Origin of the sequence: Paenibacillus sp. MSJ-34, from assembly GCF_018918005.1 — a bacterium.
Taxonomy (GTDB): Bacteria; Bacillota; Bacilli; order Paenibacillales; family Paenibacillaceae; genus MSJ-34.
Genome location: NZ_JAHLPR010000051.1, coordinates 24,459 through 43,273 on the forward strand (window position 1 = coordinate 24,459; position 18,815 = coordinate 43,273).

The window sequence follows — 18,815 nt, forward strand, 5'->3', positions numbered from 1 at the left end:
TTTGGCAAAGGAGGCGTTAATCCTTCGCAGTCATCACCTTTCTTCGAGGCGTGTAGAGTTGGCCGTTGCGTAGCAGCACATCGACCAGACGCACAAGTTTTCTTGCCGTTAAGACGAGGGCGCGTTTGTGTTGGTGCTTGGGAACTTCCTTATATTTCTTCCGGTAGTAATCGCCGAATTCTTCATCGCGGTTTTTCACCGAGTTGGCAGCTTCAACTAGGTAGTAGCGAAGGAATCAGTTGCCGGATCGAATGCGTTTGGTATCCTCGGCTTCGAATGGGCCGGACTGATGCTTGCGCCACACCAGGCCAGCGTACTTGGCCACGGCGGCTTGGTCGCTGAAGCGTTCAATGTCGCCTAGTTCAGCGAGAATGCCGGCGGCGTAGACCTTGCCGATGCCGGGTATGGATTTCAGGCATTGAGCACCTGGAATACCTTCCAGAATCCGCGCGATTGCCTTGTCCAGATCCTTGAGCTGAGACTGAATGCTTCGAATGGTCTGAATGGATGTGCCCAGCACAAGGTCAATGGAATCCTCAACAACCTTGGACAGCCGATAAGAGGCTCTGGCGGCCTTCTGAATGCAGCGAGCGACGTTCTCAGCGTCAGGGAAGCGATTGCGCCCCTTGTCTCTGAGATAGTCAGCCAACTCCGCGACATCCATGGTCGCAATGTCGTCCAGGCTATATTGGTCTGAGAGCATCTCCAGAATGGCATGCCCGAATACGGAACTTTCGACTTCGGACGTAAAGGCATTGCACTTGTAGAACAGGTTCTGCAGGAAGTACTGCTTCTCACGTGTCAGGCTGTGGACCATATGAAATCGCATACGGGTAAGTCGCTGCAAGGCAACGTATTGTTCCTGCATCACGATGGTCGTCGTCAGTCTGCCGAAGCGCAGACGGTCTGCAATGATCCAGGCGTCGAGGCGATCGGTCTTGTCCATATCCGGATATGCTTCTCTGAACTTGCTGACCAGCTTCGCGTTGATGGTAAACACTTTGGCCCTTGAGCGCCGCGTCCTCGTGCATATACATCGCAGGATGCCAGCTGTAGACCGAGGTCGCTTCAAGCCCGATATGGATTTCGGAAGATGATAGCTTGTCCGCCACGGCAACAATGCGGTCGCGCAGGTGGGAAGCGCCATGCAAATCGTTCTTCACCTTCAGCGCCTCAACCTTGTCGCCGTCCGAATTCATGAAACACGCTTCCAGTTCTTGTGAACTGACGTCAATACCGACAAAAAGCTTCAATTGAGATTCCTCCTTTCTATAAGGGATTCAGGGAATAAGACTCTCCGGGATGCCTCCGGCGCACTCGCAGATCAATCACCCTCGCATATGAGGACACACTTCGGGCCATGAGCTGCCCCGACACTGCTACAGTCGGGCATGGGGTGCCGAAGGGAACAGCCAGCGGGTAAGAAGCTCAGACGAGTACCGGAGAAACAGACTTTAAATGTAGACGGACTACAGGAGATGAAAGAATTTCCCCGAATGGACCCTAAGATCCATTGTCCAGAGACATGCCGGAAAGTCCAGTCCCAAATTCAATTTTCAAAGAACAAGCTGGAATTTCCGAAGGCGGGCCTCCAGCCCCACCGGGGCTGGAAATTAACTCAAAACTGCTTTCAAGAAATACTATACGAGGAGATACCGTGATGGATTACAGAATTGAAAACCTTGATTTTAAATTAAGAATTGTAGGAAAAAGTAAGCCAGTAAAAACAAGTAGAGCATTTAAAATAATTCCTACACTTTGGAACACCGCCAAAAAAGATGGATTTATGCAAAAACTAAAAGAGATGTCATGGGAAAATCCAAAATGCACGTTAGAAGGTCTTCTGGGGGTTTGTGGAAAAGAAGCTGCCATAACAGATGAAGAGTTTTCCTATTTCATGGGCGTAAGATACGATGGGGAATCCCCGGCAAATATGGAGACGCTTATTATTCCCGCAAGTACATGGGCAGTTTTTCCGAACATAGTAGATGCGTGGAAACGTTTATATTCCGAGTGGGTCCCTACCTCCGAGTATGAACTTGCAAATTTACCGTGTATAGAATGTTATTACGGTCCGAAGCATAACCCAAGACACGAACTCTGGGTCCCTGTTATCCCAAAGTAACTTACATATTCAATAATAGAAGGATTGTTTATAGAGTAACGAAAAGTCCAATTTCTCTATATAATGAAGGTTTGCCCAGAATGCAGAAACGGTAGTGCTGGTAGCATGTTGGGCATTGCCAGTAGCCGGGCGGTCATGTAGCTTCAGGTGCGAGTAATCTGAAATTGAACAGATACAACGATAGAAACGATGGTTGCTAGGTTGTATCTGTTTTTGGTGACAATGTTTTAGATGGTTAGGTGATCGCTCATTAATGAAACAGCTTCATTGCGACCTGACACGGCAAGCTTCTTGTAGATATTTTTACAGTGACGTTTCACTGTTTCCGTAGATGTGTTTAGTGTTTCGGCGATCTCTTTGTTTGCGAGTCCTTGTGACAACAACTTCAATACGTTCATTTCCTGTCTCGTAAGCCTGGAAAGCAGATGCTGCGGAGAGGCATCATCCTCATTTTGAAAAGCGGAAAACAGCGTATTGGTGTAACGTTGAAAAGATGGGTCTTTCGCTCTTTTTAACACACTGTTTCTTTGCCTTACTCATATGATTAAGAGACGATAAAGCTTTGCTCCCTCATCCGCAAACAATCGGATAAAGCCTTCGGAGTAAGCAATTTTTAAGGCTTGATCCAGCTTTTTAACCGCGGCGGACATATTTTTTTGCCGATCCAACAAGAGTGCCTGAATAATTCGAATCTCGGTTACAGCCGCTTTTCGGTTTTTCAGCGCGTATCCTTGCGCGAGACGTTCCGCATAACGGTATGCACTTTCTATATCGTCCAAGGCGACTTGCACACGCAACCATGTAATTTGCTCAAACTCGCGGGAAGGATCGATCCATCCGTCTGTTTGAAGACGACAGTTTTCGGCCCATTTTGCGGCATACTCGTATTGACCCATTCGGATGAAAACTCTGGCCTCAAAAGCTTCGATAACCGGAATAAACGAAAGAGCCTTGGTCTGCAATGCCAGGTTGCGTGCCTCCTGCACAAGGGCAAAGGCTGCTTCCTGTTCGCCCTGGGCCAGACTAATGCGAGCCTTTGTGAGCAGGGCGGGTACAAAGATACCGGCATTCTCGCATTGCAATCCGACAGAAGCACCAATGTTTATGTATTTCTCCGCTTGTTCCAAGTCATCCCGTTCGCAATAGCACTCTCCAACAGCCGTAAGCAAGTAGCCGTAAAAATGATCAAGTGGCGATTGCCAACCCGCGGTAAGGGGGGGATAGATCGCTAACGTTTGTTTCAGTCCTCCGAAAAATCCAAACCGTCCTCTTAAGAGCGATTCTCCGTTATGGTTATAGTTGACAATATATCTAGCGGAAATTTTGCCGACTCCTCCAAGCCTTTCTGCATGTTCTTTGGAATAAATCAGCCCTTTTTCCGTCTCTCCACGGATTAGACAAATCAGGCAACGCATGCCCGAGAAATATCCACGCATGTCCTCGCCGTTAAGCGATTGCCGCGTATCTTGCTCCGTATCGAGATACGGTTCCGTGCGATCGAGAACGTCCTCCGCTTCCTCAAGACGCTCGAACGTGGCTAGCGTCCAAGCATGCAGAACGGCGAGTGCGGGGGTATGTGTGAGCAGGCTTTCGGGAAATTTTCCGAACCAGTGCAACAGCATATGCATTTCACTGCGCAACAATTCCGAAGCATCTTGCTGAATCAGCGCGGAAGCTGCGTCAAAATCGGCTGCGGCCAACGCATGTTCGACCGCTTCTACGGTATAGCCATTGATCCGGAACCATTCGCTTGCTCGTCTGTGCAGTTCAGGAACGAGTTCGGCATATTGATGGATTAACCGATGGTACAGCAAACGCCCAAACATATGGTGATATCTATATCACATGCGGTCCCGGTCCAACGGGATCAGGAACAAACCAGACTGTACTGCTTCATGAAGCGTTTTGCCACTTTCCTTTTGAATGATATGGTTGCATAAAGATTCGTTCATCCGTTCTAGCACAGCTGTCTTGAGTAAAAATTGTTGCACGTCGGGCGTTGGTCGGGACAGCACTTCTTCGGTTAAATAATCGACGATATCGCCTTCCAACTGCTCCGGCCTTTGCTGTGTAAACGGATAGGCTACGATATCGTTTTCCTTCGCACGAACGTTTTTCTTTCTGCATGAAAACCCCGCAATCCAGCCTTCCGTTCTGTGCCCTAAACGGCTCAGTTCTTCCTCCGTTAAAGGTTCGTCAATCGTTAACCTAAATAGCTCACGAATTTCTTGAATCGTAAACCGCAAATCATTCGCTGAGATGCGAATAAGCTGCCGTCTGGCAAGCATTGCCGACAAAGGCAGCGGAGGTTCAGAACGGCTCGCAATGACCACATGCATATTCCGAGGCAGGTACGCCAATAAAAAAGCCAGCCCATGATGAATGGACGGTTCACAAATCGCATGATAATCGTCAAGAACGACAACGATTTCTCGGCTCTGCGCCTGAACCTCGTTCATTAAGAGGGTCATAGCGGTCTCGGCGGAGAAGTCCCTCGTTTCTTGAATGTACTGCAAAACGGAATCACAGAGACCGGGCTGTATCGTACGTAAGGCGGCGATCAAATATTCCATAAAGCGGACCAGATCGTTATCCCGCTCGTCTAACGAAATCCATCCGTATGAATGCGGCTGCTTATGAATCCACTCCGCAATCAGCGTCGATTTGCCGAAGCCTGCCGGAGCCATAACCAACGTCAACTTGGCGGTAAGTCCCTGATCGAGAAGACGTCGTAAAGATGGTCGTTCCACAATTAGCGACCCGGTGCCAGGGGGATGCAGTTTGGTTTGCAGAAGGTGTGAAAGCGGCGGAAATTCGGATCATGGGTACATGGAGTAAGTCCTTTTCCTTTTTCGAATTATTCTTAAATTGATTGCAGTAAAACGCTGTCAATCCATCAATCCAAAATTTTACCCTCCCGAATACCCCCTATCTGCCCCCGAGGGGAATAGATGTGCACCGCTTTTAAAAATACAATAGAGATGAATGTCTTATATTGCAGTGAGTTCTATCGAAGGACCTATATAGCGTAGCGGAATTGCGAAGCTAAAGAATGAAAAGTTGGAGAGGATAATAGGAATGGGAAAAGGATCGCTTAAACTAGTATGGTTGAAAGTAACGCGAAAAAATATGTTCGACAGACAATGGTTTGCTGCATTAGCCAAGATCGGGTTAATTGCGGTTATGCTTGTCGCTGGGCTTGTTCATGCGCCGCAGATAGTGTCAGCAGATTCCGTGGTGGCGGAAATAGACAAGCGTGAGCCACGCGCAGCAGCCGTGAATCCAATTACGAACGAAATCTATGTCATTAGTAATACGGGGAATGAAACCTTCAAGATTATTGATGGTGTGACGAATCAAGCTACATTCATTACGCAACTATCCGGCTGGCCTTTGGATGTCGCCGTAAATCCGAAAACGAATAAAATCTATGTCACCAGTTCTCTTGGCAGTATTTCAAATCAAGACATCGTCATGGTCATTGATCGAAATAATCAACAGACGAGCAGCATTTGGACGGAAAAATACCCCGCAGCGGTTGCCGTAAATCCAGTTTTGAATAAAATCTACGTAACCAGTAAAGAAGGCAATAGTCTGTCCGTCATTGACGGTGAAACGAATGAAGTGACGAGTACCGTTGATTTGGGATGCATACCTCGTGCGCTCGCCGTCAACCTGCAGACGAACAAAGTCTATGTAACCTGCTCGGGAAATGTTGTAAAGATTATAAATGGAGAAACGGGAAATCTACGTAAGTCGGTTTCGGTTGGGAATTATTCGGAAGCGATCGCCATCGATCATGCCGCGAACCGGGTTTATATCGCTACTTCTGAAGGCGTTTTGGTAATCAACGGCGATTCCGATGCTATCAAGTCTACGATCCCATATAATGACTACTTTGCGGGAATTGCGGTGAATCCGATTACACACAAAATTTATGCAACCGGTTTGTCAAGCCGACTTGTATTGATTATAGACGGCGAGAGGGAAGCAATTGTAAATACGGTGTCGGTGCAGTCAAAACCAAAAAACGTAGTCGTAAACCCTGTCACAAATAAAATTTATGTAACCTCCATTGACGGCGTCACGGTGATTGACGGCGATACGAACAATTCGTTGGGTACATTGGCAGTAAATATTGGAGAAGGAGATGTGCCACTGGTCGTCAATCCGGTCACCAACAAAATTTACGCCGGATCTATGAGTAAAGAGAAAGTATTCGTAATTGACGGAACGAGTACGGATATAAGCAGGATTGGGACGGGGAACAATCCTAGGTCCGTGGCGATCAATCCCTTTACCCATAAGGCGTATGTGGCCAATGCGGGTAGTCGTGACATGACCATTATCGATTTGAAATCGAAAGAATTAAAGGTAGTAAAGACATTGCTTGTGGGAGAAAGACCAATCGCGGCAGCCGCAAACCCGCTGACGAACCGAATTTATGTCGTGCATGATTCGGCTCCCAGCTTTGTTACGGTGATCGATGGAGATAACGATACGATCGTCGCAACGGTTCCTGTGGGTGGCTCCCCTTCCGCCATTGCTGTCAATCCGATTACGAACCAAATTTATGTCGCTAACAATCAAAGCGGCAGTGTGACTGTGATTGACGGGGCATCGAACAACAAAGGCACCGTGCCAGTCGGCTCGGGTCCGGTTCATGTGGCTGTCCATCCGTTGACCAACAAAGTGTATGTTACCAATTCCCAGGATGGCACTGTCTCAGTGATCGATGGCGCGACGAAAAAGGTTACCGCTACCGTACAGGTAGGGAAAAACCCGAAAATGGCGGCTGTTAACGAGAAAACGAACCAAATCTATGTAGCCAATAGCGGAAGCAATAACGTTACGATTATTGATGGGGCGTCGAACGCCACGAGTACCGTTCCTGCCGAAGGCCAGCCCTATGCGATTGCCGTAAACAAAAAAACGAATAAAGTGTATGTCTCCAACTTTTTGGGCAGGTCCGTTACTGTTATAGACGGCGCATCCTTATCGCTCACACATTTGCCTACAACATATGATGACTATCCTTTGAAGTTGGCAGTGGACGAGGGGAACAATAAAATTTATGTTGCTACATTGAATTCGATTATAGTCATAGATGGTGTGAGGAACACCTTGACACAACTGGCGAGTGCCGTCAATGCCACGGATATAGCGGTCAATCCTGCGACCAATCAGGTTTACGCTACGGCGACGACCGATCAATTGATGACCATTCATCAAAGGCAGACTGCCAACCCGTTGCCTGTGCAGATTCATGCTTTCCCGAACAACAGATTAACCGATTGGACAGCTTCCGTTCGTTTCACTCCGAAAAACAACTACGCTCCAATTCAAGGAAAGATACTAGACGTCTACTACCAGCTTGATTCTATGCAAGGCGCATGGAAGAAGGCGACACCTCGAGACCGGGAGGACTGGGAAGGCTCGCTTGATGGTTTGACTCCAGGCATGCATGTGCTGTTCGCAATGGCAACAGATGGGCAAGAAACGAAAATAGGATCGGGAGTTGGAGGCGCATATTCTTTTTATGTCTCTTCGCAAGCTGCCGCACCGACTGCCAGCAAGCCAAGCGGAGAGGTGGAGTCAGGAACGACAGTTGTGTTGGCTACGACAACGGCTGGAGCGTCGATTTATTACACGACGGATGGCAGTATGCCAACTCCAGGCAGCGGCTTGCTGTATTACGGACCGATCCCTGTAACGCGAAATATGACGGTGAAAGCGATCGCCGTAAAGGCAGGCATAGCGGATAGTGACGTCATGATGGCAACGTATACGATTCCGACCGCAGCACCTTCCGTTCCTTCCGTGCCGGAAAGGCTGACGAGCACCGCTGGTGATCGGAAAATCACCCTGAGTTGGAGCGCCGTAGCAAATGCTGACAGCTATGCGGTGTACAAATACGAAGGAGGTTTATCGCCGGCAAATTCGGGTGATTGGGTATTGGTGCAAGAGAATATAACAGGGAATACATACACCGTTACAGGTTTGATGAATTACATGAGGTATGCCTTAGCGGTGAAAGCCTTCAATTCTAAAGGGGCAAGTGATTTCTCAGATGCAGTATTCGCAAGTCCTGCTCCAGAACCCGCTTCTTCAGTGCCTGGTGCCCCCCTCAACGTAGTGGCGGAGGCGGGAGACGGTCAAGCGAAGGTCAGCTTTCACGCGCCGGAGAATGACGGAGGCAGCCCTATCCTAAGCTACACTGTCACTGCCTGGGTAAACGGAACAGCAACCGGGATTACAAAGAGCAGCGATTCTAGTCCGATTATCATCACCGGCTTGACGAACGATACGACATATACGTTTACGATTGTGGCGACGAATGCGAAAGGAGACTCGATTCCATCAGCACCATCGAATCCGGTAACGCCGAAAGCAGAGCAGCCTGAGCAAGTCGTCAAGCCGGTTGCCGATCCTTCTGGCGGAATCGTTCCGTCGGGTACAAAAGTGACATTAAGTACGGCGACCGAAGGCGCGACGATTTATTATACGTCGGATGGCAGTACGCCAACACCAAGCAGCGGCACGCTGTATGGCGAGCCGGTTTTTGTAACGAAAAATATGACCATTAGGGCGATTGCGGTAAAGGCAGGTATGATCGAAAGCGACGTGATGGAGGAGCATTATACGGTTCAGTTGACGGCACCTTCCGCACCGGAAAACGTGACAAGCTCCGCGGGGAATAGACAGGTAACGCTAAACTGGAGCAAAGTGGCTGCTGCGGATAGCTACGCAGTGTACAAATACGAAGGGCCATCCGCTCCGACGAATGCAGACGAATGGATTCTCGTAGAAGGGAATGTCACGGCAACCGCCTACACCGTCAGCGATTTGACGAACGGCACGAGTTATGTGTTTGCGGTAAAAGCCATTAATGCAGGAGGCGCCAGCGACTTTTCGGCAGCGACGGCAGCGGTGCCGACAAAGCAAGGCTTCGATCAAAACCAAGGCAAAGGCGGTTATCAGCGAGGGTTATACGATGTCAATGCCCAGCAGCCGACAGCATTTAACTGGACCAGACAATCCGCTTATCCCGGAATAAGAACCCCCGTCCAACTATGGCAGTTCACTACGGGAAGTAAAATCGTATCTTCTCCGGCAATAGCGGAGGATGGAACAATATATGTAGGAAGCAATGACAACAGATTATATGCCGTTCGTCCGGACGGAACAACCAAATGGTTTGTGGAAACGGATGACTGGGTAGAATCATCTCCTGTCATCGCAGCGGATGGAACGGTATACGCGGGAAGCGATGATGGCAAGCTGTATGCGGTTGCCCCGAACGGAGTTTTAAAATGGGCGAGCCCTATTGGTGAAGCACTTGTCTCCTCACCTGCAATTGCCGCCGACGGTACAATTTATATTGGAAGCACGAACAAAAACTTATATGCGATCGATCCGACAGATGGTAAAATCAAATGGATCTTCTCAACCAGGGGAGAAATTTTCTCGTCGCCGGCAATTGCCGAAGACGGTACGATTTATGTAGGAAGCACCGACGGAAATCTCTATGCAATAAAGCCGGATGGAGAGAAAAAGTGGGAGTATGCAACTCAAGGATGGATAATAGGCAATCCGATTATTGGAGCAGATGGAACGGTTTACGTCGGGTGCGACATATGCAAAACATTTTTCGCCATTAAACCGGATGGGGCATTGAATTGGAAGTATACGAGCCCGGACAGCGGTTTTGCCTTTTTCGCCTCCCCGGCTATCGCGTCGGACGGGACTCTCTATGTTGGCAGCTTTTCAAACACATCGTCAGAAAATAAATTTTATGCTTTTGATCCGGATGGCTCAATCATATGGGAGCATGCAACGGATAATTTCCCAGTCGTATCTACACCAATCATCGCGGCAGACGGCACGATCTACGTCGGAAGCAATAGCGGCAAACTGTATGCCTTTAATCGGGAGGGGACCGTAAAATGGACTTTTTCGGTTGGAAGGTCTTCATCCTCACCGGCTATTGCGAAGGATGGAACGGTATATATTGGCGGCAATAACGGGAAGTTGTATGCGATAAGCGATCAGCATCGGGACACCGAAGCGCCCCAATGGCCGGATGGAAGCGAGCTGGCGGTTTCGGACATCACGCAGACGAGCGTGAAGCTGTCATGGCCAAGCGCGACGGATAATGTGAGAGTGACCGGCTACCGCATCTATGTTAACGGAACCGAACATGGAACGGTAGGCGGCGGTGTAAATGGAACCACCATCGGCGGACTCGCGGTAGATACGACATACACGTTCAAAGTTACGGCTTTCGACGAGGCAGGGAACGAAAGCGAGGCATTGGCTGCATCGGCCAAGACATTAGCGCAGCCACCCGACCCGGACACCGAAGCGCCGCAATGGCCGGATGGCAGTGAGCTGACTGTATCGGACATTACGCAGACGAGTGTGAAACTCTCCTGGCCAAACGCGACGGATAACGTGGGAGTGGCGGGCTACCGGATTTACGTGGATGGAAGGGAACGCACAACGGTCAGCGGGAACGTCTATGCGGCCCCAATTGCCGGTTTGACGGCAGATACGAATTACACGTTCCAAGTCACAGCGTTCGATGCAGAGGGTAACGAAAGCGCGGCACTAATTGCATCGACCAAGACGTCGCCGCAGTCGCCTGACCTGGACACCGAAGTGCCGAAATGGCCGGATGAAAGCGAGATGATCGTTTCGGACATTACGCAGACGAGCGTAAGGCTGTCCTGGCCGAGCGCGACGGATAACGTGGGAGTGGCGGGCTACCGGATTTATGTGGATAACGTCGAGTACAAAACGGTAGGAGTCAGCGAAAGTGCAATCATCGTCACTGGTCTGACAGCAGGGACGAGCTATGCGTTCAAAGTTACGGCTTACGACGAAGCAGGGAACGAAGGCCCAGCGCTGACCGCATCGGCCAAGACATTACCGCAGCAGTCCGGGACAGATACTGAAGCGCCGCAATGGCCGGATGACAGTGAACTGACGGTTTCGGATGTGACGCAAACGAGCGTGAAGCTGTCCTGGTCGTCAGCGACAGATAACGTAGGAGTGGCGGGCTACCGGATTTATGTGGATAACGTCGAGTACAAAACGGTAGGAGTCAGCGAAAGTGCAATCATCGTCACTGGTCTGACAGCAGGGACGAGCTATGCGTTCAAAGTTACGGCTTACGACGAAGCAGGGAACGAAGGCCCAGCGCTGACCGCATCGGCCAAGACATTACCGCAGCAGTCCGGGACAGATACTGAAGCGCCGCAATGGCCGGATGACAGTGAACTGACGGTTTCGGATGTGACGCAAACGAGCGTGAAGCTGTCCTGGTCGTCAGCGACAGATAACGTGGGAGTGGCGGGCTACCGGATTTATGTGGATAACGTCGAGTACAAAACGGTAGGAGTCAGCGAAAGTGCAATCATCGTCACTGGTCTGACAGCAGGGACGAGCTATGCGTTCAAAGTTACAGCTTACGACGAAGCAGGGAACGAAAGCCCGACGCTGACCGCATCGGCTAAGACGTTGCCACAGCCAACGGAGCCGGACACTGAAGCGCCGAGATGGCCGGATGGAAGTGAACTTACTGTGTCGGAAGTCATGCAGACGAGCTTGAAACTCACATGGCCAAGTGCGACGGATAACGTAGGAGTGACGGGCTACCGGATTTATGTGGATGAAGTAGAGTACAAAACGGTAGGCGGGAACGAAAATGCAATCATCTTTACTGGTCTGATGGCAGAAACGAGTTATATGTTCAAAGTTACTGCTTATGACACTGTGGGTAACGAGAGTGCGTCGCTCAGCAAGCAAGCAACGACAGCCCGATCTTCGAGTGGAGGCGGCGGTACCGGGGGTAGCGGTTCCAGAGGAGACAGGGTGTTATCCAGTAACGCCGATTTGCAAGAATTGCAGGTATGGGATAAGGATAAAAAATTGGAGCCAAGCCCATCGTTTGCTGCCGGTACGACAAGCTATACAGCCCGAACACAAGCCGAACAAGTCGAAATTATGGTAAAACCGGCGCACTTTGCGGCGAAGGTGATGCTGAAAGAAAAAGAGATCAGGGACAGAACGAAAGAACATCTGGAGGAAGGCGACAATACTTTTGTGTTAACGGTACAGGCGGAGAATGGAACGAAGAAGAAATACACGCTGACCATTTACCGAGAAACACCTAAGCCATACGAACCAGAAGTCCATTTTATCGACATTGCCGGGCACTGGGCAGAGACCAACATCAAACGTGCCGCGGCGAAAGACATGATAAGTGGTTACCCGGATGGAACGTTCAAACCGAACCATTTCGTCACCCGGGCAGAGTTTACGGTGATGTTGACTAGTGCCTTGCAGTTGGAGGAAGAAGGCGCAACACAAACATTCATCGATCAAGATCAAATCGGCACATGGGCGAAACAAGCGGTCGCCCAGGCGGTACAAGCGGGGTTAATCAATGGATATGAAGACGGAAGCTTCCGTCCAAATGCGCAGATTACCCGAGTAGAAATAGCGGTCATGATTGCCCGAGCACTCAAACTGCAGCTTAAGGCCGAAACCGCAACTGGTTTTGCTGATGACGAAGCGATCCCCCAGTGGGCGAAAGGCGCTGTGGAAGCGATTCGTGGGATTGGCATCGTCGATGGTCGTGGCGGGAATCGCTTCGTGCCGAACGAAAAGGCAACTCGTGCCGAAGCGGCGGTGATATTACTGCGTATGATCGAAAGAGGTAAATAAGCAATCCAACAAGTGCGAGGGCAGTTCATCCGGGCCTATCGCACTTGTTATTTTTGTGGATCTTACAGGTAGAGAGATAGTTTTTTAGTTAGGATAGTTAGGATAAAATGTGGGATGGAAACAGATCACCTCAGTTCCACTTAAACACTTGGTTTTGTCAGAAACTTGTAAGTGGGTCTTCTCCCTCTCGGGTCGTAGCCGCATCAATTTTATTTAGTTTTGGATCATTTCAACGGGATGTTGTGGACTGTTTACGTTTACTTAGAGGCGAGGAGCATCGATATCCTTGTTTTCACTGTTGTTGCAGTTGAAATCAGTATTCAATCAAAATACAATGCTAACACCTTGGAAACATGATTCGTTTTTTATTTTCAATGTGTTCCGATAGAATGATCGACCACGAAGAACTGTTTAATCGTAATTACTTTCATTCTTCTTTCAGATGTTTTTTTATGTATTCTGAATAACTGCTATAGTTTTTTGTTCCTTTAGCTTTGTTTAACCTTCCAAATTTCGTATGATCGATTTTCTTTTGAAGATAAAGACAAAAACCATCGAATTTCTCAACGGGCATTTCATCCCATTTGAATCCCATCTCTCGTTGAATTGATTTGTATATAATAGCGTAATTCATTGACTTTTTGTCATCCTGAAAGTCTTTTGCTTTATATTCCAGGTAACGATCAATGAGGTGGCGAATATAATTAAGCTGGTATGTATTGCTTCCGATTGTACCTTCAATGATTCTTTTTGCGGATCCCTTCCTGGTTCTACTGCCTTGTTGGTAAATATGCAAATGGCAAACGACCGTTCGGGAGTTCTGACTCACGTTGAGGGTAACACGGTCTTCACAAATCGGTCCTATCGGAAGTTCGGGATAATATTTTCTTAAGACCTTTGGATCGCTTTTTAGCATATCAATAATATCTTCCCAAAATAAAAGACCTATATCAAACAATCCATTCGTTGATCGGCGATGGCTTAAAAGGTTGACTTTTTCTTGAAGTTGAGCATTTCTTTTTGCAGTAGTTGCAATGATAAATCGTTTTAAAGAAGGCTTGAAATGAGCAGCTCTTTCAAGTTCCTTTTCTATAATTTTAAACGGGAGAGGGGAATCTTTAAGGGCAAGTTTACATTGAATACCGATATACTCTCCGTTTTTATTTTTAATATAGAGATCTACCCCATGTTGAGCGTCTCCGTTATTGCCATTTGGAGATATCGAATGATCTGGCCATTTGAGCATGCTAAAGCCATGTACCATGCGCTCAAATTCTTGCCAGTCCTGAGGTTTGGGAAAATCCATGGATTGTAGAGTAGGCACGGTCGATTACACCTTCTTTGATTGGATTCAATCCAAATACTACTTTCATGTTACTGTACAAAATTGATATTTTCAACGATGTGAGGGTCTATGACTGATTTGAAAGGGGAATTATAGGCATTTGTCGAATTGTTCAAGGAAATGTTTTATTTCCAAAAACCTTTGAGGAAGTTGATTACGCGCGAATCGAAGACGGGATTTACTTTTCACCCGCTCTAAAATATTCGTGATGTCGATTTGGATGATCCAGGAATGCTTATCCAAGCATTCAGAGATAGAATAAATGTTTTCTACCTAGGGCCAATAAAGAAACTGAATAATGATAATGACACATTTGCGGCTGGTTTGCTCTGTATAACAACAATGGATGTGCTATCAAGACTGAAATCAAATAGCGAAGAAGTACGCAAAAGGTATGTTCATTGGTTAGCCACGGAAATCCCGGAGTTCGCTCAGCGTCTGCCAGGTAAAAAACAGATATTGGCCGATGTATTTTACAAACATTTCAGAAACGGTTTGGTACACGAAGGAGGTATTAAAGATGGGGGGCAGTTCTCCTATATTTTTGGTGGAATGATTACCGCTGAGAATCAATTTATGATTGTTAATCCTCGGCAACTGGCCGACAATATTGAAACGGTTTTTAATCGGTACATGACAGAGGTTTTGACCAGTTCGGAAGAATTCCAGAGCTTCACCCAAATGATAAAGCGTGATTTTGGCGCAGAGATAGCACATGCAAAAAGGCATTGATAACAGGACAGAAGAAATATGCTTACAGAAAGACAGGAGCTCGAAAATTTGAAGTATCTATCGAGTCTTCCCAGAAAGTAATCGATCTTCTTCTGGAGTATCGAGATAAGGAAGGAATAAGTCGGATACCACAAACAAAAATGGCCGAAATTCTACAAGTATCTCAAAGTAATGTATCAAAAAAACTGAGAACATTAATCAGATTCGGTGCAGTTGAGAGAATAGGTCATGCAGGAGCTTACTGTGTCAAAACTACCAATGTCGTCGAAAAAACACCGATTGGATTCGCACTAAAATTGATCCTGATGATGCAGAAACATCCTGAAGTGATCATGGATTATGCTAAACAATCTGAGATCAGGGGTGTCTCTTATCATGACATCCAGGTTGCTTGGGGGCACTTGATTTATATCGGTGGTTCCCCCTAACAAAAACGAGTGGAAACGATAAAGGAATGATGGAAGCATGTCTCATCCTAAATCTTCAGATTTAAGCATGAACTGGGCGATTGACCGGAAGACAAATAAAATAAGATCGGCAAGGGAGGTTCATAATCAACAGCACTTGAAAGAGCCAAATCGTTATGTCTGTTTAGGATGTAACGAACTTCCCAAACACCTCATAGCAGCGAACGAAAAGGACAAAGAACCAACGGTTCTTGAACATGTCGCTGACGATGAATATCCCTTTTTTCGAAAAGGCAAGTTGCAGCAACATTACGAAGGGTGCCGTTTCCGGAGTTCAGATTCAAAAGTCATTTCGCTGGCAGAATCAAACGGAATGTCTGTCGATGAACGAGCAAAGGTGATCAGAATATTAACGAGCGCCAAGTTGGTCAGAAAAATTGGGGATCCATTGGGGTATTCAAGACGAGCGTATGCCAAATTCTTTACCCAGCCGGCTCACCAGAAGTTTTATTTTTTCTTATCCAGTCTGCTGAAAGATTATGAGATTAATACCTTCAAGAATAACGTTTCTGCGTTTGGTGTCCTAACAGAAAGCGGGGAAAAAGTTAAATTTGCCGATATATTCGGAATGCAGGACGATATCATCAACAGAATCGACAAACTCGGTTCGAGTTGCTTGGCTGTCGTCGTAGGTACCGTAAGGAATGTTACTCATAAAGGTTACATTATAATTGATTTTTCCACCAGTCGAGAGGAAAAAAGACGAAATTCAAAACTTTTCGACTCTATGTGCATCATGATTATGCAACGAAAGTTGGCGACGTTGCGCTTCTGGAAAATCAGAAGATTGCTTGCTATGGTTTTGCGGAAAAGAAAATACTCGCACATGGCACGGTTTATCAAATGGAGCTGTATTCCATAGAGCATCAAATCTATTTTTTCGAAAATCCTCCGGATCGGAAAAGAGTCGGCTCGATTGAAGAGCCTGACGACCCGATTGATTACGCGCTACAAGAATGCTCAGGTTTCACATCAAAATTCTGGGGAGCGGAGCGGCTCGCCGATCAAACGATCAAAGATTTATTAACCATACATGGACAAGCAATAGCGGCACAACACAAGGCAAATTTGGCGAAAGAAGAAGCAAAGCACCCCGGCTTTGATAAGTTTATGACGAGCTGGAACAAGTTGCATTCGCAAATTTCAAACGATAAAAAACAGGTTGAACAATTGCAATTGAAGCTGCAGCAAGCCGCCGCGGCGCTTCGGAGTGAAGGTGCGAAGTTATCATCCAGACTCGGTTTTAACAGAAAAACTTTGGGAGCACTTGAAGATGAACGAGATCGCATCCAACAACAAATTCAGGAAATCGATCAGGGACTAAAAGCAAAAGAAGGAACACTTCGACTAAATAACGAGAAGAAACTTCAGTGGGATAAATGGAAGCAGTCATTGGATAAGCGAAAACAAGACATCGAGAGAGCAGATCGAGGAGCTGTTAAAGAAACAAAACTCAAGAGAACATTAGCTGCATTTGATCCATTTCTCTTCCGTATTCCTCTAAGGCACCCTCGATGGGATTTGTTTCTCGGATTCCATTGTAACGTTGAAGATGAATCCAAGGGTATCATCACAGCGATTATGCAACTTTACACGGCACATGATCAGGCTTGGCTTCCGGCAGATCATTCCCTTCAAGAGAGAGTTATTGACCATCACTTTAGTGTCAATCAGCTAAATGTGTCGCCTAGAGAGGCGATGAAAGGATTTTATTCCAAACTGGGGCAGGCGATTTTCGAATACCTTCAGCTAATGGGATGGCCTGCTTCGAAGTGTAAGTGTCCGAAATGCAAAGGCTCGCTGAGGCTGCAATACCGAAATGAGCAATTTTCTCTCGTATGCTGGGATTCGAAATGCAGAAACGGTTATGAGTTGAAATGGTAGGAAATTCCCAAAAAGTTCAACCGGAATTTCCTGTAAACGATATTATCGAACATTATCAACCTAGATTTTATTTCAAAAAGTCAAGCATTTTGGGCCAGGAGTCGAGAGCGGCGCGGGTATTGGCCTTATCGTTGCCGCCGAATGTAATTGTCATGCCTCCGCCGGGAGACAGCATCACATTCGGCGGCATATAAGGCAGCGTGTAAGGGAAACAGGGGAAGTGGCCTGCATCCTTGTAATGAAGATGGATGTTATAGGGATGGTGATGACAGGTTAACCGTTTCATCACGATCTCAGCAAACCTGAATGAAGGCAATAACTGGTCGTCGCCACCCGAAACGAGCATGATCGGTTCTTGTATTCGCTCAACAGGAATACGGACAGCCGCGGTTTTGGCTGAGTCTTTTAACGTCTTGATAAAGCCGGCCTTATTACCGTTTGGTCGGCGTGTGATCCAGTTCCAGAAGAATTGAAATGTACCGCTTGCGTCAAACTTTGGTTTCAAATAAGGCAAAGCCTCATTGTTCAACGTCCATGCAGGAAGTGGGAGGGGCATATTATTGCGGACGCCCGCGTAACGGTATGCGCTCGGGGAGGCGGCAATAACGGCCGATATTTTCAGATAGGTTGCTCCTAATTGCAAGGCTAATTCCCCTCCTCGGGATAACCCGATGACACCAATCTGTCCGCTGCAAATCGAAGACTGGTTTTGCAGCCAGCCGATCGCTTGAGATCCTTGGGAACATCCTCCGTACCGAAATAAGGCAAAGCCAAAGCGGCATATCCATGTGCGGCTAGCAAAGCGACCGCATCCTCGCGCGAACTTCCATCCGAGCCGGATAAAATCAGAATGCCGGGAACCGGAGATGAATCTTGCGGATAATATAACGAACCGATCCAATTATGCTCTTCCACTTGCATTCTGACGACGTCAGGCGATACATAGTACCGTACGACCTTCGTTTCGGCGACTGTCTCACCCTCGATTTCAGCAGTGAGCGAGACGATAAGCGGTGTTGATTTCGTTTTGATGAAAAATGATTGCTTATGTTTGCTCGCATCCTTCATCGACCATAACAATCCCATTGCATCCGTCTCATTGTAAGAACCTCGGAGGGGTTGTGAGTTCCAGTATCTACTCTTCCTTCCGAATCCGCCATAAATACGGCATACGATTCAAACTTATTCAGCTCTCCATCCGCCGTTGCAGCACAAATGGTTACTCCTTGCTCTCGTTGGAGCCCGGACAATTGAATATGGAAGGATTGATCGATCCTTACCCTTTCGGGAACGGAGAAGAAGGGGGGCTTGACTCCTATTTGATTTGTCATCCAAGATACCTCCTCATATAGTATTAAGCTTCTCGGAATTCACATTCCGTTGCAGACTCTAGCTTCCTAGCTAGGGTCTTCTATTGTTTCACCCCCAAACATGGGGTGCGAACAAACATTCCTCTTGACTTTTCAAAATCACCCCAATAATCGCCGAGAAGGCTTTTTTTATTTCTAATGAATTGGGTGATTTTCATGAA

Annotated in this window: 10 protein-coding genes and 3 pseudogenes; 6 read left to right on the forward strand and 7 right to left on the reverse strand. The window is 47.4% G+C overall.

Annotated elements, in window-relative coordinates; genetic code table 11:
- Nucleotides 1-16 precede the first annotated feature (16 nt).
- Nucleotides 17-1,253: pseudogene (locus KQI79_RS22485) on the reverse strand (IS110 family RNA-guided transposase).
- A 389-nt stretch (nt 1,254-1,642) separates the two neighbouring features.
- Between KQI79_RS22485 and KQI79_RS22490 the strand changes: the two are divergent.
- A pseudogene (locus KQI79_RS22490) lies at nt 1,643-2,125 on the forward strand (GyrI-like domain-containing protein); the annotation flags it as partial.
- A 227-nt stretch (nt 2,126-2,352) separates the two neighbouring features.
- Here KQI79_RS22490 and KQI79_RS27800 read toward each other — a convergent pair.
- Genes KQI79_RS27800 through KQI79_RS22505 form a run of 3 tightly spaced genes read right to left on the reverse strand, consistent with a single transcriptional unit; the run spans nt 2,353 to nt 4,875 of the window.
- Nucleotides 2,353-2,643: a response regulator transcription factor gene (locus KQI79_RS27800; protein ID WP_216540553.1), complete on the reverse strand. Its 291-nt coding sequence runs from the start codon at nt 2,641-2,643 to the stop codon at nt 2,353-2,355.
- 18 nt (nt 2,644-2,661) lie between these two features.
- The gene (locus KQI79_RS22500; protein ID WP_216540554.1) at nt 2,662-3,951 is read right to left on the reverse strand and encodes a hypothetical protein; all 1,290 of its coding nucleotides are present in this window, start codon (nt 3,949-3,951) and stop codon (nt 2,662-2,664) included.
- A gap of 15 nt (nt 3,952-3,966) precedes the next feature.
- Complete coding sequence (locus KQI79_RS22505; protein ID WP_216540555.1) at nt 3,967-4,875, reverse strand: winged helix-turn-helix domain-containing protein; 909 nt, start codon at nt 4,873-4,875, stop codon at nt 3,967-3,969.
- Between the two features lie 328 nt (nt 4,876-5,203).
- Between KQI79_RS22505 and KQI79_RS22510 the strand changes: the two genes are divergently transcribed.
- Nucleotides 5,204-12,856, forward strand: a complete 7,653-nt coding sequence (locus KQI79_RS22510; RefSeq protein WP_216540556.1) for a fibronectin type III domain-containing protein — start codon at nt 5,204-5,206, stop codon at nt 12,854-12,856.
- Nucleotides 12,857-13,283: 427 nt separating this feature from the next.
- Here the strand turns inward: KQI79_RS22510 and KQI79_RS22515 are convergent, their stop codons facing one another.
- A complete protein-coding gene (locus KQI79_RS22515; protein ID WP_216540557.1) occupies nt 13,284-14,180 on the reverse strand; it encodes a restriction endonuclease in 897 nt (298 codons plus the stop codon).
- 252 nt (nt 14,181-14,432) lie between these two features.
- Between KQI79_RS22515 and KQI79_RS22520 the strand changes: the two genes are divergently transcribed.
- From KQI79_RS22520 to KQI79_RS22535, 4 genes are read left to right on the forward strand one after another with little or no spacing between them, the layout of a single operon-like run.
- Entirely contained in the window at nt 14,433-14,933 is a 501-nt protein-coding gene (locus tag KQI79_RS22520) for a hypothetical protein (protein WP_216540558.1), read from the forward strand.
- The gene (locus KQI79_RS22525; protein ID WP_216540559.1) at nt 14,930-15,361 is read left to right on the forward strand and encodes a helix-turn-helix domain-containing protein; all 432 of its coding nucleotides are present in this window, start codon (nt 14,930-14,932) and stop codon (nt 15,359-15,361) included. The genes KQI79_RS22520 and KQI79_RS22525 overlap by 4 nt, the downstream gene beginning before the upstream one ends.
- A 37-nt stretch (nt 15,362-15,398) precedes the next feature.
- On the forward strand, nt 15,399-16,262 hold the full coding sequence (locus tag KQI79_RS22530; protein WP_216540560.1) for a hypothetical protein: 864 nt from the start codon (nt 15,399-15,401) through the stop codon (nt 16,260-16,262).
- The gene (locus KQI79_RS22535) at nt 16,244-17,284 is read left to right on the forward strand and encodes a hypothetical protein (protein ID WP_216540561.1); all 1,041 of its coding nucleotides are present in this window, start codon (nt 16,244-16,246) and stop codon (nt 17,282-17,284) included. Before KQI79_RS22530 ends, KQI79_RS22535 begins: the two co-directional genes overlap by 19 nt.
- Before the next feature lie 67 nt (nt 17,285-17,351).
- Here the strand turns inward: KQI79_RS22535 and KQI79_RS22540 are convergent, their stop codons facing one another.
- Together KQI79_RS22540 and KQI79_RS28380 are read right to left on the reverse strand one after the other, a co-directional pair.
- A complete protein-coding gene (locus KQI79_RS22540; RefSeq protein ID WP_367398229.1) occupies nt 17,352-18,008 on the reverse strand; it encodes an acyl-CoA thioester hydrolase/BAAT C-terminal domain-containing protein in 657 nt (218 codons plus the stop codon).
- Nucleotides 17,930-18,615: pseudogene (locus KQI79_RS28380) on the reverse strand (acyl-CoA thioesterase/BAAT N-terminal domain-containing protein). Before KQI79_RS28380 ends, KQI79_RS22540 begins: the two are co-directional and overlap by 79 nt.
- Between the last annotated feature and the right edge of the window lie 200 nt (nt 18,616-18,815).